Source organism: Embleya sp. NPDC056575, from assembly GCF_042793325.1.
GTDB lineage: Bacteria > Actinomycetota > Actinomycetes > Streptomycetales > Streptomycetaceae > Embleya.
Window position 1 is genome coordinate 1 of the sequence record NZ_JBHTVA010000115.1, and the last position, 23,268, is coordinate 23,268.

A 23,268-nucleotide genomic window follows, 5' to 3' on the forward strand; every position below is an offset into this window, starting at 1 on the left:
TCGCTGGGCTCATAACCCAGAGGTCGCAGGTTCAAATCCTGTCCCCGCTACTTGGTGAAAACGCGAGAGGCCCGGTTCTCAGGAACCGGGCCTCTCGCGTTGTGCGTTTTCGCTTGATGATCCGTGTTGGGCGCCCCGGCTCGGGGAGCCGAGGGTGGCGCACGAGCTGAGGGCGTGGCGGTCTAGAGCGCGATCTGGCGGCGGCGCTTGGCGCGCAGCGGTGCCATCAGGGTGACGCGCGCCAGACGATGTGCGCCGCGCTGTTCGGCACGGGGGACCAGGCTCTGGATGATGGCGGCCGATTCGGCGCTGTCCGCCGTCTCCTGGACGGAGGCACGGCCGATGAGGGCGAGGTGCCGTTCGAGGCGCTCGCCCATGCCGCTTCGGCCTGCGTCCATCGGCGGAACCGGGACTCGGCGCGGCATGCTCGGATGGTCCATTCCTGATATGACCACGACGCAGACCGTACCCCATCGAGGGCACGCCGTGACGGCTTCCCGCCCCGTGCCGAGACCGGATCGTGTCCGGCGATGGCCGACAATCCGGTTGTGGCGCAATCGAACTCCCGGGCAACCAGGGGTAATTGGTGCCAAAGGGGAAGTGATCCGGAGCCGGGGCGGGGCGGGGCGGGTTCACTCCATGGTCTGAATTCGGCCGCGACACCCACGAGTGACGCGTGCCACGCGGGGCGGCGGGCGGTTCGGGGTCGGCCGGAAGGGATTTGCCTGCCCGGTCGGGGCTGCCGTAAGGTTGGGTTCACCGACGCGGGGTGGAGCAGCTCGGTAGCTCGCTGGGCTCATAACCCAGAGGTCGCAGGTTCAAATCCTGTCCCCGCTACCACGTCGAAGGGCCCGGCCATTGCGGTCGGGCCCTTCGTGCATGCTCTCGGACACCGGGTGTTCGCCGAGGATTCGTCGCCGGGTGGGGCCGGCTGTTGCCGAATCGCGACTGCATGGATGTGGCCCGAGATGCCACGATGGACACATGGGGGCGTGGAAGGGACATCGCGGACGGCGGGGGGAGCACCCACCGCCGGAGCCCGACGTCTTCGAAACCGCGCCCGAGGGCCCCGACACGGTGGTCCTGGACCGGGGGCGGGCGGCCGGTGCGACGGCCCCGGCGCATCCCGACGACTACGCGGTCCTGGTGCCGTTCCGGCCGCGCCGGCGTGGTCCCGGGGGCAGCGTCGAGGGCCACGAGGCGCTGGATCGGCACGAATCGGCCGAACTCGAACGGCGTTACCGCGAGCGGGCCGCGCGCAGCCCCTCCGCCGCCAACAGCCTCGCCCTGATGTTGCTCGAACGCGACGAGGAGGAAGGGGCGGCCGAGGCGGCCGAGTTGCTGCGTCGGGCCGCCGAGGCGGGGCATCGCGGCGCGGCGACCAACCTCGGCGTGCTGATGCACCGTCAGGGGCGGGACGACGCCGCGTCGTTGTGGTGGCACCGGGCGGCCGAGGCGGGCAGTCGGATCGCCGCCTACTCGCTCGGCGCGCTGCTGCTGGACCAGGCCGACGCGGCGCGTGCGAGCGCGGGCGTGGGCGCCGACGTGGGCGCGTATCACGACCTGTCCGGGCAGGGCGTCTACTGGCTGCGCAACGCGGCCGAGTCGGGGCATGTGCGGGCCGCGCTCACGCTGGGCGAGTTCCTCGAGTCGACCGGGCGCCCCGGGGCGGAGCGGTGGTATCGGCGCGCGGCCGAGGCGGGGCATCCGGAGGCGGCCTACCGGCTCGGGCGGATGGGGCAGGAGCGGGACGACGAACGTGCGGCGTCCACGTGGTTCCTGCGCGCGGCCTCGTGCGGGCACGTGCGGGCGGCGGTACGGCTCGCGACCTCGCTGGAGCGGGCGGGGGACACCGCCGAGGCGATCGGGTGGTATCGGCTGGCGGCCGAGGAGGGCGACGCAGAGGGGGCCCGGGCACTCGGGTTCCTGCTACAGGACGCCGGGGACGTCGAGGGCGCGGTGCGGTGGTGGCAGGTCGCGGCGGAGGCCGGCGACGGCACGGCGGCCAATGCGCTGGGCGCGTGGTTCGCGTCGCGGGGGAGTTCGAGCGAGGCCGCGCGGTGGTACGAGCGGGCGGCGGCGGCGGGCGAGTGCAACGGGGCTTTCAATCTGGGGCTGTTGCACGCGGAGCACGAGGACGCGTCGGGCGCCGAGCGGTGGTTTCGGATGGCCGCCTACGCGGGGCACGGGGACGCGGCCAACGCGCTGGCCGGGATGTTGCTCGAGCGCGGGGACGACGAGGAGGCGCGGATATGGTTCGCGCGGGCCGCCGAGGCGGGCAGCGTGGACGGTTCGTACAACCTGGGCATCCTGCACGCGCGTGGTGGTCTCGACGACGCCGCCGAGGTGTGCTGGAGTCGTGCCGCGGCCGCCGGGCACCCGGACGCGGCTTTGCAGATGGGGCTGTTGCTGGAGCGGCGAGGGGATGCCGAGGGGGCGGCGCGCGCGTACGAGACGGCGGCGCGGGCGGAGCGGCCCACGGCGGCCTTCCGGCTCGGGGCGATGCTGGCGGACGCGGGGGCGGTGGAGCAGGCGGAGCGCTGGTACACGGTGGCGGCGGACGCGGGGCATGTGACCGCGGCGCTGCGGTGCGGGGTGCTGTGTGCGCGGCGGGGTGAGGACAAGGCGGCGGCGCGGCGGTTCCGCGTCGCGGCCGAGGCGGGCAGCGTGTCGGGGGCGTGGAACCTGGCGCTGCTGCATCTGCGGCACGGGGATTCCGACGGCGCGGAGCCGTGGTTGACGGTGGCCGCGCGGGGTGGGCACGGGCGGGCGGCGTTGCGGCTGGTGGTGCTGGCGTTGCGGCGCGGGGATCTGGCCGATGCGGAGCACTGGTGTGGGCCGGCGGTGGCGCATGGTCCTGCGGAGGTCGCGGCGAAGGCGCAGCGGCTGCTGGACGCGTTGCGGGCGGAGTCGCTGGCGAGCTGACGCGGTAGGCCGATGCGGCCCGGGGCGGTGTTGTCCTCAGGCGCCGGACGGGCTGGTTTGGGGCACCTGAGTGGGCGGGTGGCTGTTTCGGGTTGTCCTCAGGCGCCGGACGGGCTGATGTGGGGCACCTGAGTGGGCGGGTGGCTGTTTCGGGTGTCGTCAGGCGCCGGACGGGCTGATGTGGGGCACCTGAGTGGGCGGGTGGCTGTTTCGGGTGTCGTCAGGCGCCGGACGGGCTGATGTGGGGTGCCTGGGTGGGTGGGTGTTTTGTGGGTTTTCAAGTGTTGGATGGGCTGGTGCAGGTTGGGCAGCGGCCGCGGAAGGTGATTTCGGTTTTGGTGATGGTGAAGCCGAGGCTTTCGGGCTCCGTGAGGGTGGGGGTTGGGGGGTTTATGTCTCGGATGGTGCCGCATTCGGTGCAGATCAGGTGGTGGTGTGGGCGGTGGGCGTTGGGGTCGTAGCGCTTGGCTCGGGTGTTGGTGTCGACCTCGCGGATCTCGCCCAGGGTCACGAGGTCGTTGAGGATGTTGTAGACGGTCGCCCTGCCGATTTCGGGGAGTTGCCGGGACGCGCGCGCGTGTACCTCGTCGGCGGTCAGGTGGACGTGGTCGCCGGTGAGGACCTCGGCCACCACCCGGCGCTGTGCGGTCAGGCGCCAACCCCGCTCACGTAGTCGTTCCGGAAGGTTGCTCATATGTGCATGGTACGCGTCTCGGGTTGGATCTGGTCCAAGTTTTGTTCTGGACAAAGTCTAAAACTGGCTCTAGGTTGGGCACCCGGACGACAGCAGCAACACCAGGGGAGTCACGAACCATGTCGCAGCAGCCGCAGGCCCTCACCACCGAATCCGGCGCTCCGGTGGCCGACAACCAGAACAGCCAGACCGCGGGTCCCGGCGGGCCACTGCTGATCCAGGACCAGTACCTGCTGGAGAAGCTGGCCCGGTTCAACCGCGAGCGCATCCCGGAGCGGGTGGTGCACGCGCGCGGGTCCGGCGCGTACGGCCGGTTCGAGGTGACGGCGGACGTATCCCGCTTCACCAAGGCGCACTTCCTCGCCGAACCCGGCCGCCGTACCGAGGTGTTCGCCCGCTTCTCCACCGTGGCCGGCAACCTCGGCGCCGCCGACGCGGTGCGCGATCCGCGCGGGTTCGCGGTGAAGTTCTATACCGAGGAGGGCAATTACGACCTCGTCGGCAACAACACGCCGATCTTCTTCATCAAGGACCCGCTGAAGTTCCCGGACTTCATCCACACGCAGAAGCGCGACCCGTACACCGGCAGCCAGGAGGCGGACAACGTCTGGGACTTCTGGTCGCACTCCCCGGAGGCCATCCATCAGGTCACCTGGCTGTTCGGGGACCGCGGCATCCCCGCGTCCTACCGGCACATGGACGGCTTCGGTTCGCACACCTACCAGTGGGTCAACGCCGAGGGCGAGGCGTTCTGGGTCAAGTACCACTTCAAGACCGACCAGGGCATCCGGAACCTGACCGCCGAGGCCGCCGCCGAACTGGCCGGGGCCGACCCCGACTCGCACCAGCGGGACCTGGTGAACGCGATCGACGCCGGGGTGGGCCCGTCGTGGACGCTGAAGGTGCAGATCATGCCGGTGGCCGAGGCCGCGACCTACCGGTTCAACCCGTTCGACCTGACCAAGGTGTGGTCGCACGCCGACTATCCCCTGATCGAGGTCGGCCGACTGACCCTCGACCGCAACCCCGACAACGTGTTCGCCGAGGTTGAGCAGGCCGCGTTCAACCCGGCCAACTTCGTGCCCGGGATCGGGCCGAGCCCGGACAAGATGCTCCAGGGACGGCTGTTCGCCTACGCCGACGCGCACCGCTACCGCCTCGGTGTCAACCACACCCAACTCCCGGTCAACGCGCCGCACGCCGCGACCGCCCGCAACCACGGGCGGGACGGGTACATGGCGACCAACCCGGGCGGTCGGGCCAAGAACTACGAGCCGAACAGCTTCGGCGGCCCGTACGAGAGCGGCGCACCGCTGTGGGCGTCGACCCAGGTGTCCGGCCCCACCGGCACCCACCCGGCCCCGGCGCACGCGCAGGACGACGACTACGTACAGGCCGGCGACCTGTACCGGCTGATGACGGTGGACGAGCAGGCCCGCCTGGTGGCCAACCTCGCCGGGTTCCTGGCCAAGGTCTCCCGGGACGACATCGTCGACCGGGTGGTGGGCCACTTCCGGGCCGCCGACCGGGATTACGGGGACCGGCTCGCGGCGGCCGTGAAGGAGCTGCGCGCCTGACGGCGATCCACCCCCCATGAGCGCGCCGCCCGGTACCCGGACCACGAGTCGGTACCGGGCGGCGTTTCGCACGCCCGGACCGGGGGCGGGACGCGGGCGCGCAACGGGCGCCCGCCGGGGTCAACCCACCAATTCCTCGGTGCGCTGTGCCTCGTGGATCTGGCAGCGGACGATGTCGCGGACCGAGATGATCCCCAGCACCTCGCCGTCGTCGAGCACGATCAGATGCCGGAAACCGCCGCGCGTCATCGCCGCCGCCGCGTCGGCCAGCGACCACGAGGGGGTCGCGAAGACGACGTTCGAGGTGAGGTGGTCACCGGCGAACTCGGTGTCGGGATTCTGGCCGGCGCCGATCGACATCAGGATGTCGCGCTCGGTCAGGATGCCCAGGCCGGACGTCTCGGGGTCGATCACCACCGCCGCGCCGATCTGGCGGGCGGACATCAGGCGCGCGGCGGCGCGCAGGGTGTGGGCGGGGCCGATGGTCAAAACGATCGTGCTCATGCCGTCGCGGACGAACATGTGACACCACCTCCGTCAAGGCGTGGGTACAGGGCGGGTGAGTGCTCGAGAATGAGTTCACAAGTTCACAAGCCTTGTTTTCACATGGTCACATGCTCGGGAAGGTCAACGGAAGGTATAGCGGGCAAGTCACTCGAAGGGAGTAGGGCGATCCGCGGGCTCAGAATCCCTCGTGCGGATCGCCCAACCGGGCCAGCAGTTCGTCGTGCAGCAGGCCGTTGGACGCGGCGGCGGTGCCGCCCGCCGGGCCGGGGGAGCCGTCGAGCGAGGTGAACCGGCCGCCCGCCTCCTCGACGATCGCCGCCAGCGGAGCGAGGTCCCACAGGTTGACCTCGGGCTCCGCGCACATGTCCACCGCGCCCTCGGCGACCAGCATGTACGACCAGAAGTCGCCGTAGGCGCGGGTCCGCCAGCAGGCCCGGGTCAGGTCCAGGAAGTCGTCCATGCGGCCGCGGTCCTCCCAGCCGCCCATGCTGGAGTACGCGAACGACGCGTCCTCGATCGCCGCCACCTGCGACACCCGGCAGCGGGACGCCTGGGACAGGCTGCGCCCGGTCCACGCGCCCGCGCCCTTGGCGGCCCACCAGCGCCGACCCAGGGCCGGCGCGGAGACCACGCCCATGACCGACTCGTCGCCGTCCATCAGCGCGATCAGGGTGGCCCACACCGGGACGCCCCGGACGAAGTTCTTGGTGCCGTCGATCGGGTCGATCACCCAGCGCCTGGGGCCGTGTCCCGACGAGCCGAACTCCTCGCCGAGCACCGCGTCGCGCGGGCGACCGCGGCCGAGTTGGTGCCGGATGATCTCCTCGGCGGCCTTGTCCGCGTCGCTCACCGGAGTCATGTCCGGCTTCGTTTCGACCCGCAGGTCGAGCGCCTTGAAGCGGTCCATGGTGGTCGCGTCGGCGGCGTCCGCGAGGACGTGGGCGAAGCGCAGGTCGTCGTCATAGCCGGGCATGACACGAACAGTACCGGCGACGGTCGGCGGGTCCACGCGCCCCGCGCCCACGGACACACTTACGCGCCGTCGCCGTGGCCTCGTACGCTCGTTATGCAGAAAGGAAGCGCGAACGGCGACAGTCGACAACCGTTCATCGGTCGGGCGCGTGTTACGGGTACGAGTCGACGGCGGAGGGGGTGCGGGACCGCGATGGCACTGTTCGGGGTCGGGCGCAGGACAACACACGGCAGGGAGCCCGTACCGGGACCGGGGCTGGTGCAACCGCGTCGAAGTCTGGACGGGTGGACGCTGGAGGGCACCGCGCTCGCCGATCGTTTCGACCGCGAGGAACTGCGCGAGTTGGCCACGCTGTTGCACGGTGTCGGCGCCGAGATGCGCACCGCCTGGACCTACGAGCGCGCGGCCGACCTGCTGGAGCGGGCCGGCGAGCGCCCGCAGGCGCTGGCCGTGGTGGAGGTGTGGTTCGCGCTGCCCGACGAGGTGCGCCGGGCCAGTCCGGCCGCGACCCGATCGCTCGGTCGACGCCGCCAGCGGCTGCGCAGCCGGCTCGGCACCGCGCCCGCGCCCGCGGCGGCCATCCCCACCCAGACCAGGACCGCGCCCGTGATACCGGCCAAGCCGGGCACCCCACCGCCGGTGCCGAGCAAGTCCGCGACCGGGCGGGCCACTCGCAAGTGACCCGGCGCGCCCGGCACCGCACGGCGCGCCGGATGTCCGGGATGCGGCGCGGACGGCCCCGGCGGCCGGCCACGGGCTAGATTTCCGGCATGACCGATCTTGTGCGTTCCCGTCCGCCGGCTTTCGTCTTCGACCTCGACGGGACCCTCGTCGACAGCGTCTACCACCACGTCATGTCGTGGCAGGAAGCGCTCGGCGAGGCCGGCATCGACCTGGCCATGTGGCGGATCCACCGCAAGATCGGGATGAGCGGCGGCCTGTTCGTCCGGGGCATCCAGCGTGAGACGGGGATCGACCTGTCGCCCGAACAGGTCGAGGCGCTGACCGACGCGCACGGGCGCCACTACGCCGCCCGGGTGCCGTTCGTGAAGCCGCTGCCCGGTGCCCCCGAACTGCTGCGCCACCTCACCGAGGTGGGCATCCCGTGGACCATCGCCACCAGCGGCCGGCGGGCCGGGGCCGAGCCGATGCTGGCCAAGCTCGGCGCGCCCGCGGACCTGCCGATGGTCACCCGCGACGAGGTCGCGCGGGCCAAGCCCGACCCCGACCTGTTCCTGGCCGGCGCCGCCAAGCTCGGCGTCGACCCCGCCCAGTGCGTGGTGGTCGGCGACAGCATCTGGGACCTGCTCGCCGCCCGCCGCGCCGGCTCGCTCGGCGTGGGCCTGCTCTCCGGCGGCTACGGCGCCGACGAGCTGGAGCGGGCGCACGCCTTCCGGGTCTACGACGAGCCCGGCGACATGCTGGCGCACATCGACGAGCTGGGCGTACGCGGCGACTGAGCCGCGCACGCATCCGGGTGATCCTGTTCGGTCAACCCGTCCCGGCCGGGGTGCCACGTCCTACCCTGGGGACATGGGTCCGGCCGACGAACCTGCGGAACTGCTCCGTCTCCTCGCCGACGACGCCCGATTGAAGGTGTTCGCCGCACTGGTCCTGGAGGCCCGTCTCAGCTCGGACATCGCAGATCGGGCCGGCCTGCCGCTGCGGGACACGATCAAGGTGCTGACCCGGTTCGAGTCGGTGGGTCTGGCCGCGCGGGCCGGCGACGGATGGCACGCGTGTCCCGAGGCGCTGGCCCAGGCGGCGGCGGGGATCGGCGAGGAGCCCGACGACGCGTTCGCCGATCGGGGCCCCGCCGAGGCGGCCGTGTTGCGGACCTACCTCGCGCGCGGTCGGGTCCGGCAGTTGCCCGTACAGCGGGCCAAGCGCCTGGTCGTGCTCGACCACATCGCCGGCAGCTTCGAACCCGGCGTGCGCTACGAGGAGGCGGAGATCGTGGAGACCCTGCGCCGCTTCATGGACGACCACGCCGCGCTGCGCAGACACCTCGTGGACGAGGGTTTCCTCGGCCGCGAGGGCGGCGTGTACTGGCGCACGGGCGGATCGTTCGTGGTCTGATCCGCAGCCCGGCCGGGGCGGGTCGCGGACGTCCCCCCGTCGGACATCCGCGACCCCGGCTCAGCGCGCCGCGGCGCGGTCGACGGTGACGCCGCCGTTGTCGGTGCGGATGTCTATCGAGCGGGTCGCCCGGGGATCGTCGCCGAGTTCGTTGTCGATGCCGCCGTTGCCGGTCTTGGTGCTCACCCGGTACGTGTTCTCGTCGCCGGGCACGGTGACGTGCACGCCGCCGTTGTCGGTGTTCACCTTCACCTTCGTCGGCGCGGTGTCCATGCGCAGCCGTACCCCGCCGTTGTCGGTGGTGGCGGTGATCGTGTCGGCGCGCACCCGCGACGTGGTGATGCCGCCGTTGTCGGTGGTCAACGTCAGGTTCCCGGTGCTTTCGGTGACGTCGATGTGCCCGTTGTCGGTGCCGAACTTCATGTTCTGCCGCAGCCCGATGGCGTTGATGGCGCCGTTGTCCGAGGACACCTCCAGCGGGATGTCGAGCGGAATCCGGATCCGGTAGGACCCGTCACAGTCCACGTTCATGAAGCCCGAGCAGTTCAGCCGCAGCTTGAGCCGGTTGCCGACCAGGCTCCAGGTCGGTTCCGCGCCGTGGATGCTGTGCGTGACCTTGCGGTCCACGCTGATCGTGCCCGGCGCACCCGGTTCGATGGTGACCCCGCCGTTGTCGGTGTCGATGATCAGGTCACCGGCGGTCAGCGTGAAGTTGCGGTGGTCGCGGACATCGTGGCTGGAGAGCAACGTGAGCCCGGTCCACGCGGCCATCAGGATCCCTCCGATGGCGAACAGCCCACCGAAGAAGATCAAAGACGTCCGAAGCGGCCTTTTCATGACACTCTCCCCGACAGATGATCCGAAGCTGCCCAAACTGTATGAGCGAGCGTTCCGGGGCCGGCATCCGGCGGTCACCCGAACCCGGGGTAGGGCTGTCCCCCCTGCGCGGACGGTGACCGGCCCGGCGGGGCGGGTGTTCGACGGCGGCTGAACCCGGGCAGTCTGGGAGCCGTTGATCTGTGCGAGGGTCGTTCCCTCCCCCGATCCCCGAGTGTTCAGGAGAACCGCTTCATGTTCGACACCGTCTCCGGCCTGCCCGTTCACGTCCTGGTCGTGCACTTGGCGGTGGTCATCGTGCCGGTGGCGGCGGTCGCGAGCGTGCTCGTGGCGGCCCGGCGGCCCTGGTTGTTGCGCGTCGGCTGGTGGGTGGTCGGGCTGGACGCGGTCGCCGCGCTGACCTGCTTCGTGGCCAAGGAGAGCGGCGAGAAGCTGCTCGCCCGGCTCGACCGGCTCTCCGACGGCCAACGCGCCGCCGCCGTGCAGACGCACGTGGACCGGGGCTCGGACATGCTCTGGTACACCCTCGGTCTGTTCGGCGTCACGCTGGTGCTGCTCCTGGTCGCCCGGCACCGGGCCGCCGCCACCTTCCGGCCGCGGACGATACCGCCGATCGTGGTGCCGATCGTGGCCGTGCTGACCGTCGCCGCCGCGGTGCTCGCGGTGGTGCAGGTGGTGCGGGTGGGCGAGTCGGGCTCCAAGGCGGTGTGGCACGACACGGTGAAGAACAGCAGCGGTCCGCTGCGCTGACCGCGCGGGCCCGGTACGCCCCGGCCGGCGGGTGTCAGTCGCCCTCGTCGCGCTCGCGGGTGCGCAGCAGTCGGCGCAGCGAGTAGAGCCGGGCCGGGTCCGCGTGCCCGGCCTCGACCCACGCGTCGAGCCCGCAGTCGGGCTCGTCGTGCGAACAGGCGCGCGGACAGCCCTCGGTGCCGGCCGCGAGGTCGGGGAAGGCGTTGATCACCCGCCCGAGGTCGACGTGGTTGAGGCCGAACGAGCGCACGCCGGGGGTGTCGACCACCCAGCCCCGGTCGGTGCCCGAAGCGCTCGTGTCGCCCGCGAACGGGGGCAGCCGCAGGCTCAGCGCCGAGGTGGTGGTGTGCCGCCCGCGCCCGGTCACCTCGTTGACGTGACCGGTGGCGCGCCGGTGGTCCGGCACCAACTCGTTGACCAGGGTGGTCTTTCCGACGCCGCTGTGCCCGACGAAGACGGTGACCCTGCCGGCCAGCCGGGCCCGGATCGGGTCCAGGTCCCACGCGGACTCGCTCCTGGTGACCACGTGCTCCACGCCGAGGGCGCCGTACATCTCCAACAGCGGGTCGGGGGAGGCGAGATCGGCCTTGGTCAGCACCAGCAGCGGCTCCAGGCCCGCGTCGTAGGCGGCGACCAGACAGCGGTCGATCAGGCGCGGGCGCGGCTCGGGGTCGGCCAGCGCGGTGACGATCGCGAGCTGGTCGGCGTTGGCCACGATGATCCGCTCGTACGGGTCGTCGTCGTCGGCGGTGCGGCGCAGCGTGCTGCGGCGTTCCTCGACCCGGACGATCCGGGCCAGCGAGCCCTCCCCGCCGCTGAGGTCGCCGACGATGGCGACCCGGTCGCCGACCACGACGCCCTTGCGGCCCAGTTCGCGGGCCTTCATCGCGGTGATCGAGCGGTCGGGCGCGTCCTCGTCCTCCAGGAGGCAGGTGTAGCGGCCCCGGTCGACGGTCAGCACCCGGCCCTCGCGGGCGTCCTCGTGCTTGGGCCGGGTCCGGGTGCGCGGGCGTGAGCCGTGCTTGCCCGGACGGATCCGGATGTCGTCCTCGTCGAGGTCCCTGCGCCGGTTGGAGCCGAGTCCCGCCATCGTCCCCGGCCTCTCAGCCGCGGCGCGCGCTCAGCATGCGCGTCCACATGCCGGTGAAGTCGGGCAGGGTCTTCGCGGTGGTGGCCACGTTCTCCACCTCCACCCCCGGGACGAGCAGGCCGAGCACCGCCGCGGCGGTGGCCAGCCGATGGTCGTCGTAGGTGTGGAACACCCCGCCGTGCAGCGCGCGCGGCCGGATCTCCAGGCCGTCGTCGATCTCGTTCACGTCGCCGCCGAGGTCGTTGATCTCCTTGACCAGCGCGGCCAGCCGGTCGGTCTCGTGCAGCCGCAGGTGGGCCACGCCGGTCAGTCGGCTGGGCCCGTCGGCCAGCGCCGCCACCGCCGCGATCACCGGGGTCAACTCGCCGACGTCGTGCAGGTCGGCCTCGATGCCGTGCACCGCGCCGCCGCCGGTCAGGGTCAGCCCCGCCGGGGTGCGCCGGCACGAGCCGCCCATCGCGGTGAAGATCGAGCGCAGCCGGTCGCCGGGCTGCGTGGTGTGCTCGGGCCAGTCGCGCACGGTCACCGAACCGCCGGTGACCAGCGCGGCGGCCAGGAACGGGCCGGCGTTGGACAGGTCCGGCTCGACCACCATGTCGCGGCCGAGCAGCGCGCCCGGGGCGACCCGCCACACGTTCGGCTCGCCGTCGTCGACCCGCGCGCCGGCCGCGCGCAGCATGTCCACGGTCATCGCGATGTGCGTCATCGAGGGCACCGAGGTGCCGGTGTGCCGGACCTCGACGCCGAGGTTGAAGCGCGGCCCGGACAGCAGCAGCGCGCTGACGAACTGGGACGAGGAGGACGCGTCGATGCGCACCACGCCGCCCTCGACCCCGCCGCCGCCCAGCACCGTCATCGGCAGCCGGGCCTCGCCCTCGTCGTCGATCCGGGTGCCCAGGTCGCGCAGCGCGTTGATCACCCCGTCGAGCGGGCGCTCGTAGGAGCGCGGGTCGCCGTCGAAGCGCACCGGCCCCGCGGCGAGCGCGGCCACCGGCGGCAGGAAGCGCATCACCGTGCCGGCGTTGCCGCAGTCCACCACGGCCGGGCCGGCCAGCCGCCCGGGCAGTACGTACCAGTCGTCGCCGCGGTCCTCGATCACCACGCCGAGCGCGCGCAGCCCGGCCGCCATCAGCAGCGTGTCCCGGCTGCGCAGCGGACGGCGCACATAACCCGGCCCACCGGCCAGCGCGGCCAGCACGAGGGCACGGTTGGTCACCGACTTGGACCCGGGCACCTCGACGGTGGCGGTCACGGGAGCGGAGGCAACAGGGGCGGACCACAGCGCAGACATCACGAACCAAGCCTAGTGCGTTGCCGCCCCACCCCCGATTTCGTTTCGGTACGTGGCACTCTGGACGCCATGTGTGGCCGTTACGCGTCCAGCAAGAGCCCCGACGACCTCGTCGAGATGTTCGAGGTCGATCGTTTCGATCCCGCGGACGAGCTTCCGCCGGACTGGAACATCGCCCCGACCAAGCAGGTGTACGCGGTCCTGGAGCGCCCGGTGGAGTCCGGCGGCGCGCCCACCCGGCAGCTGCGGTCGGTCAAGTGGGGCCTGGTGCCGTCCTGGGCCAAGGACCCCGGCATGGGCGCCAAGATGATCAACGCCCGCTCCGAGACGGTGCACGAGAAGCCGGCGTATCGGAAGGCGTTCGCCGCGCGGCGGTGCCTGCTGCCCGCCGACGGCTACTTCGAGTGGCACACCCCGGAGACCGCGCCCGACGGCCCCAAGGGCGGCTCGCGCAAGCAGCCGTACTGGATCCACGCGGCCGACGGCGGCGAGGTCGCCTTCGCCGGGTTGTACGAGTGGTGGCGCGACCGCGGGCGGGCCGAGGACGACCCGCTCGCGTGGTTGTGGACGTGCACGATCCTGACCATGGACGCCGAGCCCGAGCTGGCCCGGATCCACCCGCGGATGCCGCTGGTGCTGACCCGGGACAAGTGGGACGGGTGGCTGGACCCGGCCTGGACCGAGCCGGAGGAGATACGCGGGCTGCTCGTGCCGCCGCCCGCCGGGTTCATGACGGCGCACCCGGTCTCCACGGACGTGAACAACGTGCGCAACAACGCGCCCCACCTGCTCGACGCGATTCCCCCGGACGAGGTCACCGTTGACGCGACGCTCTTTTGAACCGGCCGGCCCCGTCGCACCGGCCGGCCCCGCGGCGGTCGCCGTGCCCGAGGTGTTCGAGGTGGCCACGCCGCCCGGCACCGCGCGGGTGACGCTGCGCCGGGCGAGCGTCGAGGCGCGTGCCTGGTTCGTGGCGAGCCACGGCGCGGGCGGCGGGATCGAGGCGCGCGACCTGGCGGCGCTGGCCGCCGCGCTGCCCGCGCGCGGGGTGCACGTGGCCCTGGTCGAGCAGCCGTGGCGGGTCGCCGGACGCAGGCTCGCCCCGGCGCCCAGGACGTTGGACGCGGGCTGGCTTCCGGTGCTGGAGGAGATCGCCCGGCGCAACACGGCCGAGGCGCTGCCCGTGTTCGGGGCCGGCCGCAGCGCCGGCGCCCGGGTGGCCTGCCGCACCGCGGCAAAGACCGGGGTGGCCGGCGTGGTGGCGCTCGCCTTCCCGCTGCACCCGCCCGGTCGACCGGAGCGTTCGCGCTTGGCTGAACTGCTCGGGGCGGGCGTGCCGACCCTGGTGGTGCAGGGCGAACGGGACTCGTTCGGCGCGCCGAACGAGTTTCCCAAGGACGGTCCGACCGTGCTCCCGGTGCCCTTCGCGGACCACGGATTCGCCGTGCCGAAGCGTGCCGAGATCACTCAGGAAGCGGCGTTGGCGCTGATCACGGCCGGTGTGGGCGATTGGTTGACGGTGCCGAGCACCCGGGAATGATCCGCCCCGGCGACGTGTTCCCACCACTGTCAAGCGTCGACGAGTGGAGGTCGCTCCCATGCTCAAGGCCGCCGGTTCGGTTGTCCGAAACGAGGCACCGTTTCTCGCCTGGCCCGAGTGGGGTGCGGGCACCGATCAGCCTCGGGCGATATCGTCGACTCCTGGCCTGAAGGAGGTGGGTCTCGTAACGGAGACCTTGGAGCAGCAAGACGCGCGGTTCGAGCGGGACGCCCTGCCGTTCCTCGATCAGTTGTACTCGGCGGCGCTGCGGATGACCCGCAACCCGGCCGATGCCGAGGACCTGGTCCAGGAGACGTTCGCGAAGGCGTACGCGTCGTTCCACCAGTTCAAAGAGGGCACCAACCTCAAGGCCTGGCTGTATCGCATCCTGACCAACACCTTCATCAACTCCTACCGCAAGAAGCAGCGGCAGCCGCTGGAATCGCATGCGGAGGAAATCGAGGACTGGCAGCTGCACCGCGCCGAGTCGCACATGTCCACCGGACTGCGCTCGGCCGAGGCGCAGGCGCTCGATCACCTGCCCGACTCCGACGTGAAGACGGCCCTGCAGGCCATTCCCGAGGAGTTCCGGATCGCGGTGTACCTCGCCGACGTCGAGGGTTTCGCGTACAAGGAGATCGCGGACATCATGGGGACTCCCATCGGGACCGTGATGTCGCGCCTGCACCGCGGGCGTCGCCAGCTTCGCGATCTGCTGGCCGACTACGCCCGCGAGCGCGGCCTCGTCCCCGCAGGCACCGACCGGAAAGGCTCGGACTCATGAGCTGCGGTGACCACCACGAGGTGGACTGCTCCGAGATCCTCGGGCACCTGTACGAGTACATCGACAACGAGTTGGCCGACGCGGACTGCACCAGCATCCGCACCCACCTCGACGAGTGCTCGCCGTGCCTGGACAAGTACGGCCTCGAGCAGCAGGTGAAGGAGTTGGTGCACCGCTGCTGCGGCCGCGACGAGGTTCCCTCGGAGCTGCGCAACAAGGTGTTGGAGCGGATCAAGCTGGTGCGCGTCGAAGTGGACGCCCAGCGGGTCTCGGTCGAGGAGTCCTCGATCGAGATGGAGCGACCGGGTCGTTGACCCGAGGGGGCTCCGCGGGCGCCGGATCGCCGACTCGAACAGGCTGTCGAGGTGCGCGGATCCACTGACTCCATCGGGCTAAAAATGGGGCGCATGGTCGGGACAAACCGGTCATGCGCCCCTCCGTCGTTCCCGGGGCGGCCTATTCTCGGTGGTCCGAGCGACCAGTCGAGGAGTCGCATGCGCACGCTGCCGCCGAGCGCCCGGATCCACGTCGGGATCGTGGTGGGCGGGTCCGTATCCGCGCTCGTCCTGCTTCCGTGGAGCGGCGCCGAACCCGATCGACTGGGCGCGCTGGCGGTGTTGTTCGTCGTCTTCGGAGCCGTCGCCCGCGCCCGGCTGGGCGGTCTGTGCGGCGCCCCCGACGGGGTGCTCTTCCCGCTGGTGTGCGCGGGGGTGCTGCTGCTGCCCGCCGGGCCCGCCGCGGCCGTCGTGGTGCCGGGCGTACTGATCGCGCGGTCGCGCACCGCGACCATGGTCACCCGCGTGGCCCACGCCGCCCACCTGGTGCTCGCCGTCGCGGTGGCCGCCGGGGTGTACGAACTCCTGGACGGATCACGGTATCCGTCCGCCGGCGAGCTGCCCGAGGGCCTGGTGCCGCCGGCCGCGGCGGGGGTGGCGCTCTACCTGGTGAGCGGACTGTTCGACACCGTCGCGGTCGGTGTGGCCGAGGGCGCCGTGCGACTGCAGGTGCTGCGCGAGGTGTTCGTGCGTTCGGCCGGCTGGCGGCTGGGCTCGGTGCCGATAGCGCTGATGATGGCGGTGTTGTGGCAGCGGCGACTGGGCGTGTTCGCCGCCGTGTTGGTGCTGCTCCCGCTGTATGTGGCCTTCTGGGCCTACGTGCAGTTGGCCCGGGAGCGGGCGGCACACGAGGCGACGGTGCGCACCCTGGTGCGGGCGGTGGAGATCAAGGACGGGTACACCCGCGGCCACAGCGAACGGGTGGCCCGTGCCTCGGTGTTGATCGGCCGCCGGCTCGGCATGCGCGAGGACCGGGTGCTCTGCCTGCGCTACGCGGGGATCCTGCACGACGTCGGCAAACTGGGGGTGTCCACCCGGGTGTTGACCAAGCCGGGGCGGCTGGACCCCGACGAGGTGCGCGAGATGCAGCGGCACCCGGTGACCGGTGCCGCGATGGTGGCCGACCTGACCTTCCTCGGCGAGGCACGCGCGGGCATCCTGCACCACCACGAACGGATGGACGGACGCGGCTACCCGGCGGGTCTGGCCGGCGCCGAGATCCCCGAGTTCGCGCGGGTGATCGCGGTCGCGGACGCGTTCGACTCGATGACCTCGACCCGGTCGTATCGGCCCGCGCGCGGCGCCGAGGCGGCGATGGCCGAGCTGCGCCGATGCAGCGGGACCCAGTTCGACCCGCGGATGGTCGAGGCGTTGGCCGAGGCGCTGGACCGACACGGCTGGCCGGAGGGGGAGGTGCGGGACCGGGTGCCCGCGCCGCGCGGGAGACCGCGTGCGCGGAACCGGCCGGAGATCCCCTCGGTGGGCACCTCCTCGGACACCCATTCGGTGGCGCGCGAACGGGTCGGTGGCGGATCGTGATCGCGGTGACCCGGGTCCGGCGCGCGCCGGGCGGTCCGGCCGCGCGGCTGCGGGCGCATACCGACGCCCTCGTGCTCGGGCTGGGCGCGCTCGCGGCGGCGGCCGCGGTGGCCGGCACCGCGGCCCGGGGCGTGGTGCAGCCCTGGTACGCGCTGGTGTTCGGCGTGGTGATCGCGGTCGGCGAGGCGGCCCGGGTGACGCTGCCCGGCAGCCGGGAGAGCGCTCCACTGGGCGCGGCCGGCGCGCTGGCCTACGCCCTGCTGTCGGACGTGCACGGCACGGTGTCCCGGCACGGCGTGCTCCAGGTGGTCGCGGTGGTCGGCGTGGCGCTGCTCGCGGGCACGCTGCCGCACGTGGCGCGCGGGCGGGCGCCGGATCCCGCGTACGTGGCCCGGCGCCTGCTCGCGGCGGCGTTCGCCGCGACGCTGTTCCGGCCGCTGTACGCGGCGGGCGGGCTCGATCCGGTGATGGCGCGCGGCTGGGCGTACGGCACGTTCCTGGTCCTGGTGGTGCTGCTGACCGCGCTGTGCGACGCGGTGGTGGTGGCCATGGTCCGGGTGGGCGGTCCGTTCTGTCCCGCGCTGCTGGCCGAACTGCGGGCGCTCGGCGCGGGCTCGGGCGCCCGCGAGCGGATCGGGGCGGACGGCGGGGACGGCGGTCGGGTGCCGGGCGGGCCGACCGGGATCGGCACCGCCGTGGGCGCCACCGGGATGCTCATCGCGCTGTCCACCGGCGTGCTGGGGCTGTGGGCGGTGCCGGTGTTCTGCGTGCCGTCGCTGCTGGTGCTGCTGTCCTTCCGGCGCTGCGCCGCGATCGGGCAGGTGCACCGGCAGACCGTCGACGCGTTGTCCCGGCTGCCCGAGGCGGCGGGGTGCGGCTCGCCCGGACACGCGGCCCGGGTGGGCGAGTTGGCCCACGCGGTCGGGGTGGACCTGGGGCTGGGGGAGGTGGAGCTGCGCGAACTGGCCTACGCGGCGCGGATGCACGACATCGGGCAGTTGGCGCTGGCCGACCCGGTGCCCGGCGGGACCACGCTCGACCTGCCCGTCGCCGAACAGCGTCGGATCGCCCGGCTGGGCGCGGAGGTGATCCGGGAGAGCGGCGTCCTGGACCGGGTGGCGACCATCGTGGCCGCGCAGGCCGATCCGTACCGCGACGAGAGCGCCGCGCCGCCGCCCCTGGCCAGTCGGATCATCAAGGTGGCCAACGCCTACGACGACCTGCTCGCGTCCGCCGACGACCTCGGCGCGCGGCGCGAGGCGTTCGCCCGGCTGCGCGCGGACGCCGCCGGGGCCTACGACCCGCGGGTGGTCGAGGCGCTGGCGCAGGTGCTCGAACGGGCCGGCTGAGCGCCGGAGCCCTTGGCCGAGTGCCGGGGCCTTCGGCCGAGTGCGCAAGCCGAGCCGCGATGGCCCCCGACCGGACCGGGGTGGACAACGGTGGTAGCGGGGCGGACGTCCGTCGGGTCGTGACGGGTGTCGGTCACTGCGCCGTGAGCACTCCGTGTTCGACACACTTGGCGGTCCAACCGCGCGGGGTCACCTGTACGGTCATCCGCCGCCGGCACTGTCCGCAGTAGCGCGGCGGTTCGAGTTCGCGGCGCCGCGCACAGTCGTCGTGCGCGGCGCCGGCAAGCTGCTCGCCGCAGTGGTCGCAGAAGGCTGCAATCGTGGTCACGGCCGTAGATTACGGCCCGGGCCGCAGCCGCCCGATCGCACACCCCGGCGGTGACGGCCGGCCGCGGTCAGCCCTGCGGGGTCTCGCGCAGGTCCTTGAGGTAGCAGATCAGCTCCACCTCGGGCACCGGCCACCAGTCCCGCTCGGGCGCGCGGTGGAAGCCCATGCGGCCGTAGAGCCGGTGCGCGGCGCGCATGTCCCACACGGTGGAGATCGCCACGGCGGTGAAGTGGTACTTGCGAGCGCGCTCCAGGCACGCCTCGACGAGTGCCTCGCCGATGCCGCGCCCGCGCGCGGACGGGGCGACCGCGAGCATCCGGAACTCGCCCTCGCCCTCGCGGGAGACCTCCGCGTAGGGGCTGCCGGGCAGGACGAACGCGACGGTGCCCAGGATCTCGCCGGTGTACTCGTCCACGGCCACGAGCAGTTCGGAGTTCTCCGCGCGGTGCGCGGCCTTGCGCAGGTCGTTGACGTAGTCCTGGTCGGAGGCGACCAGGCCCGCGTAGCCGGCGATGGTCACCTCGCCGACCGCCTCGTACTCCTCCGGACGGGCCTGGCGGATGCGGACGCCGGTCGGCGCGGGGTGATGGTCGTGGGGTCGGGCCGCGGCGGCGGAGCCAGGGGGATTCATAGCCGTCCATTTTACGCCGCGAATCACACCCCCATGGTCGAGCGTGGGTAGACCGCCTCCGGATCGGTGAGCACGTTCACCAGATAGGGCACCCCGGAGGCGAACGCGCGGCGCAGCGCGGGGGCGATCTGCTCGGGCCGGGCCACCGTCTCGCCCGCGCCGCCCAGCGCCCGCACCACGTCGTCGTAGCGGGTGCTCGGCGCCAGGTCGGCGGCCACGTGGTGGCCGTAGAGCATCCGCATCGGGTGCTTCTCCAGGGCCCAGCACCCGTTGTTGCCGACGATCAGCACCACCGGCAGCCGATGCCGGACCAGGGTGTCCACGTCCATCAGCGAAAAGCCCGCCGCGCCGTCCCCGAGCAGCAGCACCACCTGCGCCGAGGGCCGGGCCAGTCGGGCGCCGAGCGCGTAGCCCAGGCCGGTGCCCAGGCACCCGTAGGGGCCCGCGTCCAGCCAGCCGCCCGGACGGGCGGGCTCGATGTACTTGCCCGCGTAGGACACGAAGTCGCCGCCGTCGCCGATCACCACCGCGTCCTCGTCGAGCAGGCGCAGCAGTTCGCCGTGCACGCGCGCGGGATGGATCGGTCGGCCGGCGCTGCCCAGCAGCGGCGCGTCGGACTGCGCGGCGGTACGGGCCGCGGCGCGCACGTGGGCGGCCCAGTCGCGGTACATGCCGACCCGGCCGACCCGCTCCCACGCCGCGGTGAGCGCGTCGAACAGGGCGCTCAGGTCGCCGCAGGCGCGTACCGCGCAGTGCCCGTGCGGGATCGCCTCGGGCGGCGCGTCGGCCAGGTGCACCACCCGGGCGGGCGGCCCGCCGCCCTGCCCGCCGAAGCCGCCGTAGGACAGCCGGAAGTCCAGCGGCGCGCCCGCCACCAGGACCAGGTCGGCGCCGCCGAGCGCGCCGACCCGGGCCCGACCGGCGAGCAGCGGGTGGCCGGCGGGCAGTACGCCCCGGCCCATGCCGTTGGCCACCACCGGCAGGCCGATCGTCTCGGCGGCCCGGCGGGCGGCGTGTTCGGCGCCGCCGATCCACACGTCCTGGCCGAGTACCAGGACCGGGCGGGCGGCGCGCACCAGCAGGTCGGCGATCACCGCGACCAGGTCCGGGTCGGGCAGTACGGGCGCGGGCCGCGCCGCGGCGGGCAGCGTCACCTCGGCCCGGTCGTAGAGCACGTCCATCGGCACGTCCAGGAAGACCGGGCCGCGGTGCGGGCTGTTCGCCAGGACCAGCGCGGCGTCCACCTCGGTGGCGATCCGGTCGGTGTCGTGCACGGTGGCCGCGCGCTTCGTGATGGACGTGAGCAGCGGGGGGTGGTCGAGTTCCTGGAGCGCGCCCGAGCCCCAGCGAAACGCCGGCGCCCTGCCGCCCAGGACCAGCATCGGCGAGCCGTTGAACCAGGCGGTGGCGACCGCGCTGATCCCGTTGGTGACGCCGGGGCCCGCGGTGAGCACGGCCAGCCCCGGTCGGCGGGTGAGCTTGGCGGTCGCCTCGGCGGCGAACACGGCGGTCTGCTCGTGCCGTACGTCGATCACCCGCAGCGCCGGCTCCGCGCCGACCGCGCCGTCGTAGAGCGGGAAGACGTGGCCTCCCGACAGGGTGAACATGGTGTCGATCCCGTGTGCCCGGGCGGCGGCGACCGCAAGCGCCCCGCCGTGCCCCTCGACCGTCCCGCTCGCGGGTCCCCGGCCCCCGGCCCCTCGTCGTGCGCGCATGCCCGGCCTCCGTCGCCGTAGACGCCGCCACCCTCGTGTGCCGGGGGGAAACCTATCCGCGCGCGCCCGACGGGCAGTAGAGGGGCCGGCGCCGGCGGCCCCGGGTCGCAGTGGGGGCCGCCGGCGGGGCGATGGGGCTACAGGGTCTGGTTGAGCGCCTTGACCGGCATGCTCAGTTCGTCGAGCAGGGCCAGGTCGGCGTCGGCGGTGCGGCCCAGGGTGGTGAGGTAGTTGCCGACGATCACCGCGTTGATCCCGCCGAGCAGGCCGTCGCGCGTGCCGAGGTCGCCGAGCGCGATCTCGCGGCCGCCCGCGTAGCGCAGGATGGTCCGGGGCAGGGCGAGCCGGAAGGCGCCGATGATCCGCAGCGCCTCGCGCGGCTCCAGCACCTTCTGGTCGGCGAACGGGGTGCCCGGGCGCGGGTTGAGGAAGTTCAGCGGCACCTCGTCCGGCTCCAGCTCGGCCAGCTGGCCGGCGAACTCGGCGCGTTGCTCGACCGACTCGCCCATGCCGACGATGCCGCCGCAGCACACCTCCATGCCCGCCGCGCGCACCATCCGCAGGGTGTCCCAGCGCTCCTCCCACGTGTGGGTGGTGACCACGTTGGTGAAGTACGACTTCGCCGTCTCCAGGTTGTGGTTGTAGCGGTGGATGCCCATGTCGGCCAGCTCGTCGACCTGCTCCTGGGTGAGCATGCCGAGGGAGGCGGCGATGTTGATGTCGACGACCTCGCGGATCGCCGCGACGCCCTCGCGCATCTGCTTCATCAGGCGCGCGTCCGGGCCGCGCACCGCGGCCACGATGCAGAACTCGGTGGCGCCGGTGGCGGCGGTCTCCTTCGCCGCCTCCACGAGGGAGGGGATGTCGAGCCAGGCGGCCCGCACGGGGGAGGGGAACAGGCCGGACTGCGAGCAGAAGTGGCAGTCCTCGGGGCAGCCGCCGGTCTTGACCGAGACGATGCCCTCGACCTCGACCTCGGGCCCGCAGTGCCGGACCCGCACCTCGTGCGCGAGCTGGAGCAGTTCCTCCAGCCGGTCGTCGGGCAGGGTCAGCACGGCCAGCACCTGCTCGGCGCTCAGGCCGCGACCCTGCTCCAGGACCTGGTGTCGGGCCACGGCCAGGATGTCGTCGGTCCCGGTCTGCGTACGGTCGTCGAGGGCGGTGTCGAGGGATTCCGTCATGTGGCTCACCTTGCGGTCGGATCCTGTGCGGCGCGGAACGCGGCCGGATCGAAGGTACCCCCCAGGGCGGGGGCCAGACTCGCGCGGGCCGTGAGCAGGAAGTCGGCCGGGTGCAGCGAACCGGCACCGGCGGGCAGTACGCCGGCCAGTGGTCGGGCGGCCAGCGTCTCCAGATCCCGGACGTTGCAGCGCATCGCCAGGTCGGGCTCGTTCGGCCAGGAACCGATCACCACGCCCACCAGGTCGACCCCGCGGTGGGCCAACGACTCCAGGGTGAGCGCGGTGTGGTTGAGGGTGCCGAGGTCGGGGCGGGCCACCACGAGCACGCCCGCCCTCAGCTCGTGCGCGAGATCGGCGATCGTGGTGCCGTCGTCGTCGAAGCGCACGAGCAGGCCGCCCGCGCCCTCGACCACCACGAGGTCGGTCTCCTTGGCCAGCGCGCGGACCCGGTCGGCGACGCCGTACAGGTCCACCGGCGGCAGACCGGAGACCCGGGAGGCCGCGGCGGGGGAGAGCGGGTCGGGGTAGCGGGAGTATTCGTGCAGGTCGGTCACCCCGGCCAGGCGCCGCACGTCGGCGAGGTCGCCCGGCTCGTCGGGCGCCACGCCCGTCTGCGAGGGCTTGACCACCGCGACGGAGCCGCCGCGCACCGCGGCGATGGCGGCGACGGCCGCCGTGACGATCGTCTTGCCCACCCCGGTGTCGGTGCCGGTCACCACGAGAACGCTCATGACGGTCCAGACTAGGGCGTGTCTTCAAGCCCCCGTCGGGCTCCGCGGTGTCCGGTGCCGTGCATCGGCGTGCCGGAGAAGCAGGTGCATGGTGGTTCCATTCGCCTGTTTCTCCGGTGCGGCGAGGTGCGGTGCCGGGCGTCGTGGTGCTCGGCGGGGGCTTGAAGACACGCCCTGGGGGACCTTCGGCTTGCCGTTCGTGGACCTTTGGCCCCCGCCGCGATGCGCGCCGGCGAGGCATGATCGAGGTGGTGGACGCGTGGTCCGGCGGGGCCGCGCGTGACACCGCAGGCGGCCCTCTGCACGGGGCTGTGGGAGTGAACGGCAATCCTCCGGTGATCGGCCGGACGGCCCGGGCGGGCCCGGGCCCTGCGGCCGATAGCCGGTGTTGGATTGGGAGGGACCGCCCGGG

At 72.8% G+C, this 23,268-nt stretch carries 24 protein-coding genes and 1 tRNA gene; 13 read left to right on the top strand and 12 right to left on the bottom strand.

Going from position 1 to position 23,268, the window contains the following annotated elements; translation table 11 throughout:
* Positions 1-182: 182 nt before the first annotated feature.
* The gene (locus tag ACFRCG_RS46150; RefSeq protein ID WP_380042677.1) at positions 183-398 is read right to left on the bottom strand and encodes a hypothetical protein; all 216 of its coding nucleotides are present in this window, start codon (positions 396-398) and stop codon (positions 183-185) included.
* 365 nt (positions 399-763) lie between these two features.
* Between ACFRCG_RS46150 and ACFRCG_RS46155 the strand changes: the two genes are divergently transcribed.
* A tRNA-Met gene (locus tag ACFRCG_RS46155) sits at positions 764-840 on the top strand.
* Between the two features lie 144 nt (positions 841-984).
* On the top strand, positions 985-2,925 hold the full coding sequence (locus tag ACFRCG_RS46160) for a sel1 repeat family protein (RefSeq protein WP_380042678.1): 1,941 nt from the start codon (positions 985-987) through the stop codon (positions 2,923-2,925).
* 277 nt (positions 2,926-3,202) lie between these two features.
* Here ACFRCG_RS46160 and ACFRCG_RS46165 read toward each other — a convergent pair whose 3' ends face one another.
* Positions 3,203-3,619, bottom strand: coding sequence for a Fur family transcriptional regulator (locus ACFRCG_RS46165; RefSeq protein WP_380042679.1), 417 nt, complete (start codon positions 3,617-3,619; stop codon positions 3,203-3,205).
* Positions 3,620-3,738: 119 nt separating this feature from the next.
* Here ACFRCG_RS46165 and ACFRCG_RS46170 point away from each other — a divergent pair, with 119 nt between their 5' ends.
* The gene (locus tag ACFRCG_RS46170) at positions 3,739-5,196 is read left to right on the top strand and encodes a catalase (protein WP_380042680.1); all 1,458 of its coding nucleotides are present in this window, start codon (positions 3,739-3,741) and stop codon (positions 5,194-5,196) included.
* A 120-nt stretch (positions 5,197-5,316) separates the two neighbouring features.
* Here ACFRCG_RS46170 and ACFRCG_RS46175 read toward each other — a convergent pair whose 3' ends face one another.
* Entirely contained in the window at positions 5,317-5,718 is a 402-nt protein-coding gene (locus tag ACFRCG_RS46175) for a cyclic nucleotide-binding/CBS domain-containing protein (protein ID WP_380042681.1), read from the bottom strand.
* Positions 5,719-5,878: 160 nt separating this feature from the next.
* A complete protein-coding gene (gene hisN / locus ACFRCG_RS46180) occupies positions 5,879-6,676 on the bottom strand; it encodes a histidinol-phosphatase (RefSeq protein WP_380042682.1) in 798 nt (265 codons plus the stop codon).
* Between the two features lie 258 nt (positions 6,677-6,934).
* Here hisN and ACFRCG_RS46185 point away from each other — a divergent pair, with 258 nt between their 5' ends.
* From ACFRCG_RS46185 to ACFRCG_RS46195, 3 genes are all read left to right on the top strand, one after another.
* Positions 6,935-7,357, top strand: a complete 423-nt coding sequence (locus tag ACFRCG_RS46185) for a hypothetical protein (protein WP_380042683.1) — start codon at positions 6,935-6,937, stop codon at positions 7,355-7,357.
* An 89-nt stretch (positions 7,358-7,446) separates the two neighbouring features.
* The gene (locus ACFRCG_RS46190; protein ID WP_380042684.1) at positions 7,447-8,136 is read left to right on the top strand and encodes an HAD family hydrolase; all 690 of its coding nucleotides are present in this window, start codon (positions 7,447-7,449) and stop codon (positions 8,134-8,136) included.
* Positions 8,137-8,209: 73 nt separating this feature from the next.
* The gene (locus ACFRCG_RS46195; protein ID WP_379994763.1) at positions 8,210-8,755 is read left to right on the top strand and encodes a DUF2087 domain-containing protein; all 546 of its coding nucleotides are present in this window, start codon (positions 8,210-8,212) and stop codon (positions 8,753-8,755) included.
* A 60-nt stretch (positions 8,756-8,815) separates the two neighbouring features.
* On the opposite strand, the gene ACFRCG_RS46200 is transcribed toward ACFRCG_RS46195, so the two are convergent.
* A complete protein-coding gene (locus ACFRCG_RS46200) occupies positions 8,816-9,592 on the bottom strand; it encodes a DUF4097 family beta strand repeat-containing protein (RefSeq protein ID WP_380042685.1) in 777 nt (258 codons plus the stop codon).
* Between the two features lie 234 nt (positions 9,593-9,826).
* Between ACFRCG_RS46200 and ACFRCG_RS46205 the strand changes: the two genes are divergently transcribed.
* Positions 9,827-10,342 carry a DUF2231 domain-containing protein gene (locus ACFRCG_RS46205; protein ID WP_380042686.1) on the top strand — a complete coding sequence of 172 codons (516 nt, stop codon included), beginning with the start codon at positions 9,827-9,829 and terminating at the stop codon, positions 10,340-10,342.
* 34 nt (positions 10,343-10,376) lie between these two features.
* Here the strand turns inward: ACFRCG_RS46205 and rsgA are convergent, their stop codons facing one another.
* Together rsgA and aroA are read right to left on the bottom strand one after the other, a co-directional pair.
* Positions 10,377-11,432: a ribosome small subunit-dependent GTPase A gene (gene rsgA / locus ACFRCG_RS46210; RefSeq protein WP_380042687.1), complete on the bottom strand. Its 1,056-nt coding sequence runs from the start codon at positions 11,430-11,432 to the stop codon at positions 10,377-10,379.
* A 13-nt stretch (positions 11,433-11,445) separates the two neighbouring features.
* Positions 11,446-12,723, bottom strand: a complete 1,278-nt coding sequence (gene aroA / locus ACFRCG_RS46215) for a 3-phosphoshikimate 1-carboxyvinyltransferase (RefSeq protein WP_078975509.1) — start codon at positions 12,721-12,723, stop codon at positions 11,446-11,448.
* Between the two features lie 69 nt (positions 12,724-12,792).
* Here aroA and ACFRCG_RS46220 point away from each other — a divergent pair, with 69 nt between their 5' ends.
* The 6 genes from ACFRCG_RS46220 to ACFRCG_RS46245 all read left to right on the top strand — a co-directional run bounded on the left by ACFRCG_RS46220 (position 12,793) and on the right by ACFRCG_RS46245 (position 18,270).
* Positions 12,793-13,563: an SOS response-associated peptidase gene (locus ACFRCG_RS46220; RefSeq protein WP_380042688.1), complete on the top strand. Its 771-nt coding sequence runs from the start codon at positions 12,793-12,795 to the stop codon at positions 13,561-13,563.
* A gap of 43 nt (positions 13,564-13,606) precedes the next feature.
* Complete coding sequence (locus tag ACFRCG_RS46225) at positions 13,607-14,263, top strand: alpha/beta family hydrolase (RefSeq protein WP_380042689.1); 657 nt, start codon at positions 13,607-13,609, stop codon at positions 14,261-14,263.
* A 58-nt stretch (positions 14,264-14,321) separates the two neighbouring features.
* Positions 14,322-15,047 (top strand): sigma-70 family RNA polymerase sigma factor, encoded by a 726-nt coding sequence (locus ACFRCG_RS46230; RefSeq protein ID WP_235618548.1) that lies wholly within the window; start codon positions 14,322-14,324, stop codon positions 15,045-15,047.
* Entirely contained in the window at positions 15,044-15,361 is a 318-nt protein-coding gene (gene rsrA / locus ACFRCG_RS46235; protein WP_379994774.1) for a mycothiol system anti-sigma-R factor, read from the top strand. Before ACFRCG_RS46230 ends, rsrA begins: the two co-directional genes overlap by 4 nt.
* Positions 15,362-15,541: 180 nt before the next feature.
* Positions 15,542-16,921 carry an HD-GYP domain-containing protein gene (locus ACFRCG_RS46240; RefSeq protein ID WP_380042690.1) on the top strand — a complete coding sequence of 460 codons (1,380 nt, stop codon included), beginning with the start codon at positions 15,542-15,544 and terminating at the stop codon, positions 16,919-16,921.
* On the top strand, positions 16,918-18,270 hold the full coding sequence (locus tag ACFRCG_RS46245; protein ID WP_380042691.1) for an HD-GYP domain-containing protein: 1,353 nt from the start codon (positions 16,918-16,920) through the stop codon (positions 18,268-18,270). Before ACFRCG_RS46240 ends, ACFRCG_RS46245 begins: the two co-directional genes overlap by 4 nt.
* A gap of 133 nt (positions 18,271-18,403) precedes the next feature.
* On the opposite strand, the gene ACFRCG_RS46250 is transcribed toward ACFRCG_RS46245, so the two are convergent.
* The 5 genes from ACFRCG_RS46250 to bioD all read right to left on the bottom strand — a co-directional run bounded on the left by ACFRCG_RS46250 (position 18,404) and on the right by bioD (position 22,856).
* The gene (locus tag ACFRCG_RS46250; RefSeq protein WP_380042692.1) at positions 18,404-18,598 is read right to left on the bottom strand and encodes a hypothetical protein; all 195 of its coding nucleotides are present in this window, start codon (positions 18,596-18,598) and stop codon (positions 18,404-18,406) included.
* Between the two features lie 67 nt (positions 18,599-18,665).
* Entirely contained in the window at positions 18,666-19,229 is a 564-nt protein-coding gene (locus ACFRCG_RS46255; protein ID WP_380042693.1) for a GNAT family N-acetyltransferase, read from the bottom strand.
* 23 nt (positions 19,230-19,252) lie between these two features.
* The gene (locus ACFRCG_RS46260; protein ID WP_380042694.1) at positions 19,253-20,944 is read right to left on the bottom strand and encodes an acetolactate synthase; all 1,692 of its coding nucleotides are present in this window, start codon (positions 20,942-20,944) and stop codon (positions 19,253-19,255) included.
* A gap of 137 nt (positions 20,945-21,081) precedes the next feature.
* Entirely contained in the window at positions 21,082-22,125 is a 1,044-nt protein-coding gene (gene bioB, locus ACFRCG_RS46265; protein ID WP_380042695.1) for a biotin synthase BioB, read from the bottom strand.
* Positions 22,126-22,130: 5 nt separating this feature from the next.
* Positions 22,131-22,856, bottom strand: a complete 726-nt coding sequence (gene bioD, locus ACFRCG_RS46270) for a dethiobiotin synthase (protein WP_379994788.1) — start codon at positions 22,854-22,856, stop codon at positions 22,131-22,133.
* Positions 22,857-23,268: the final 412 nt, after the last annotated feature.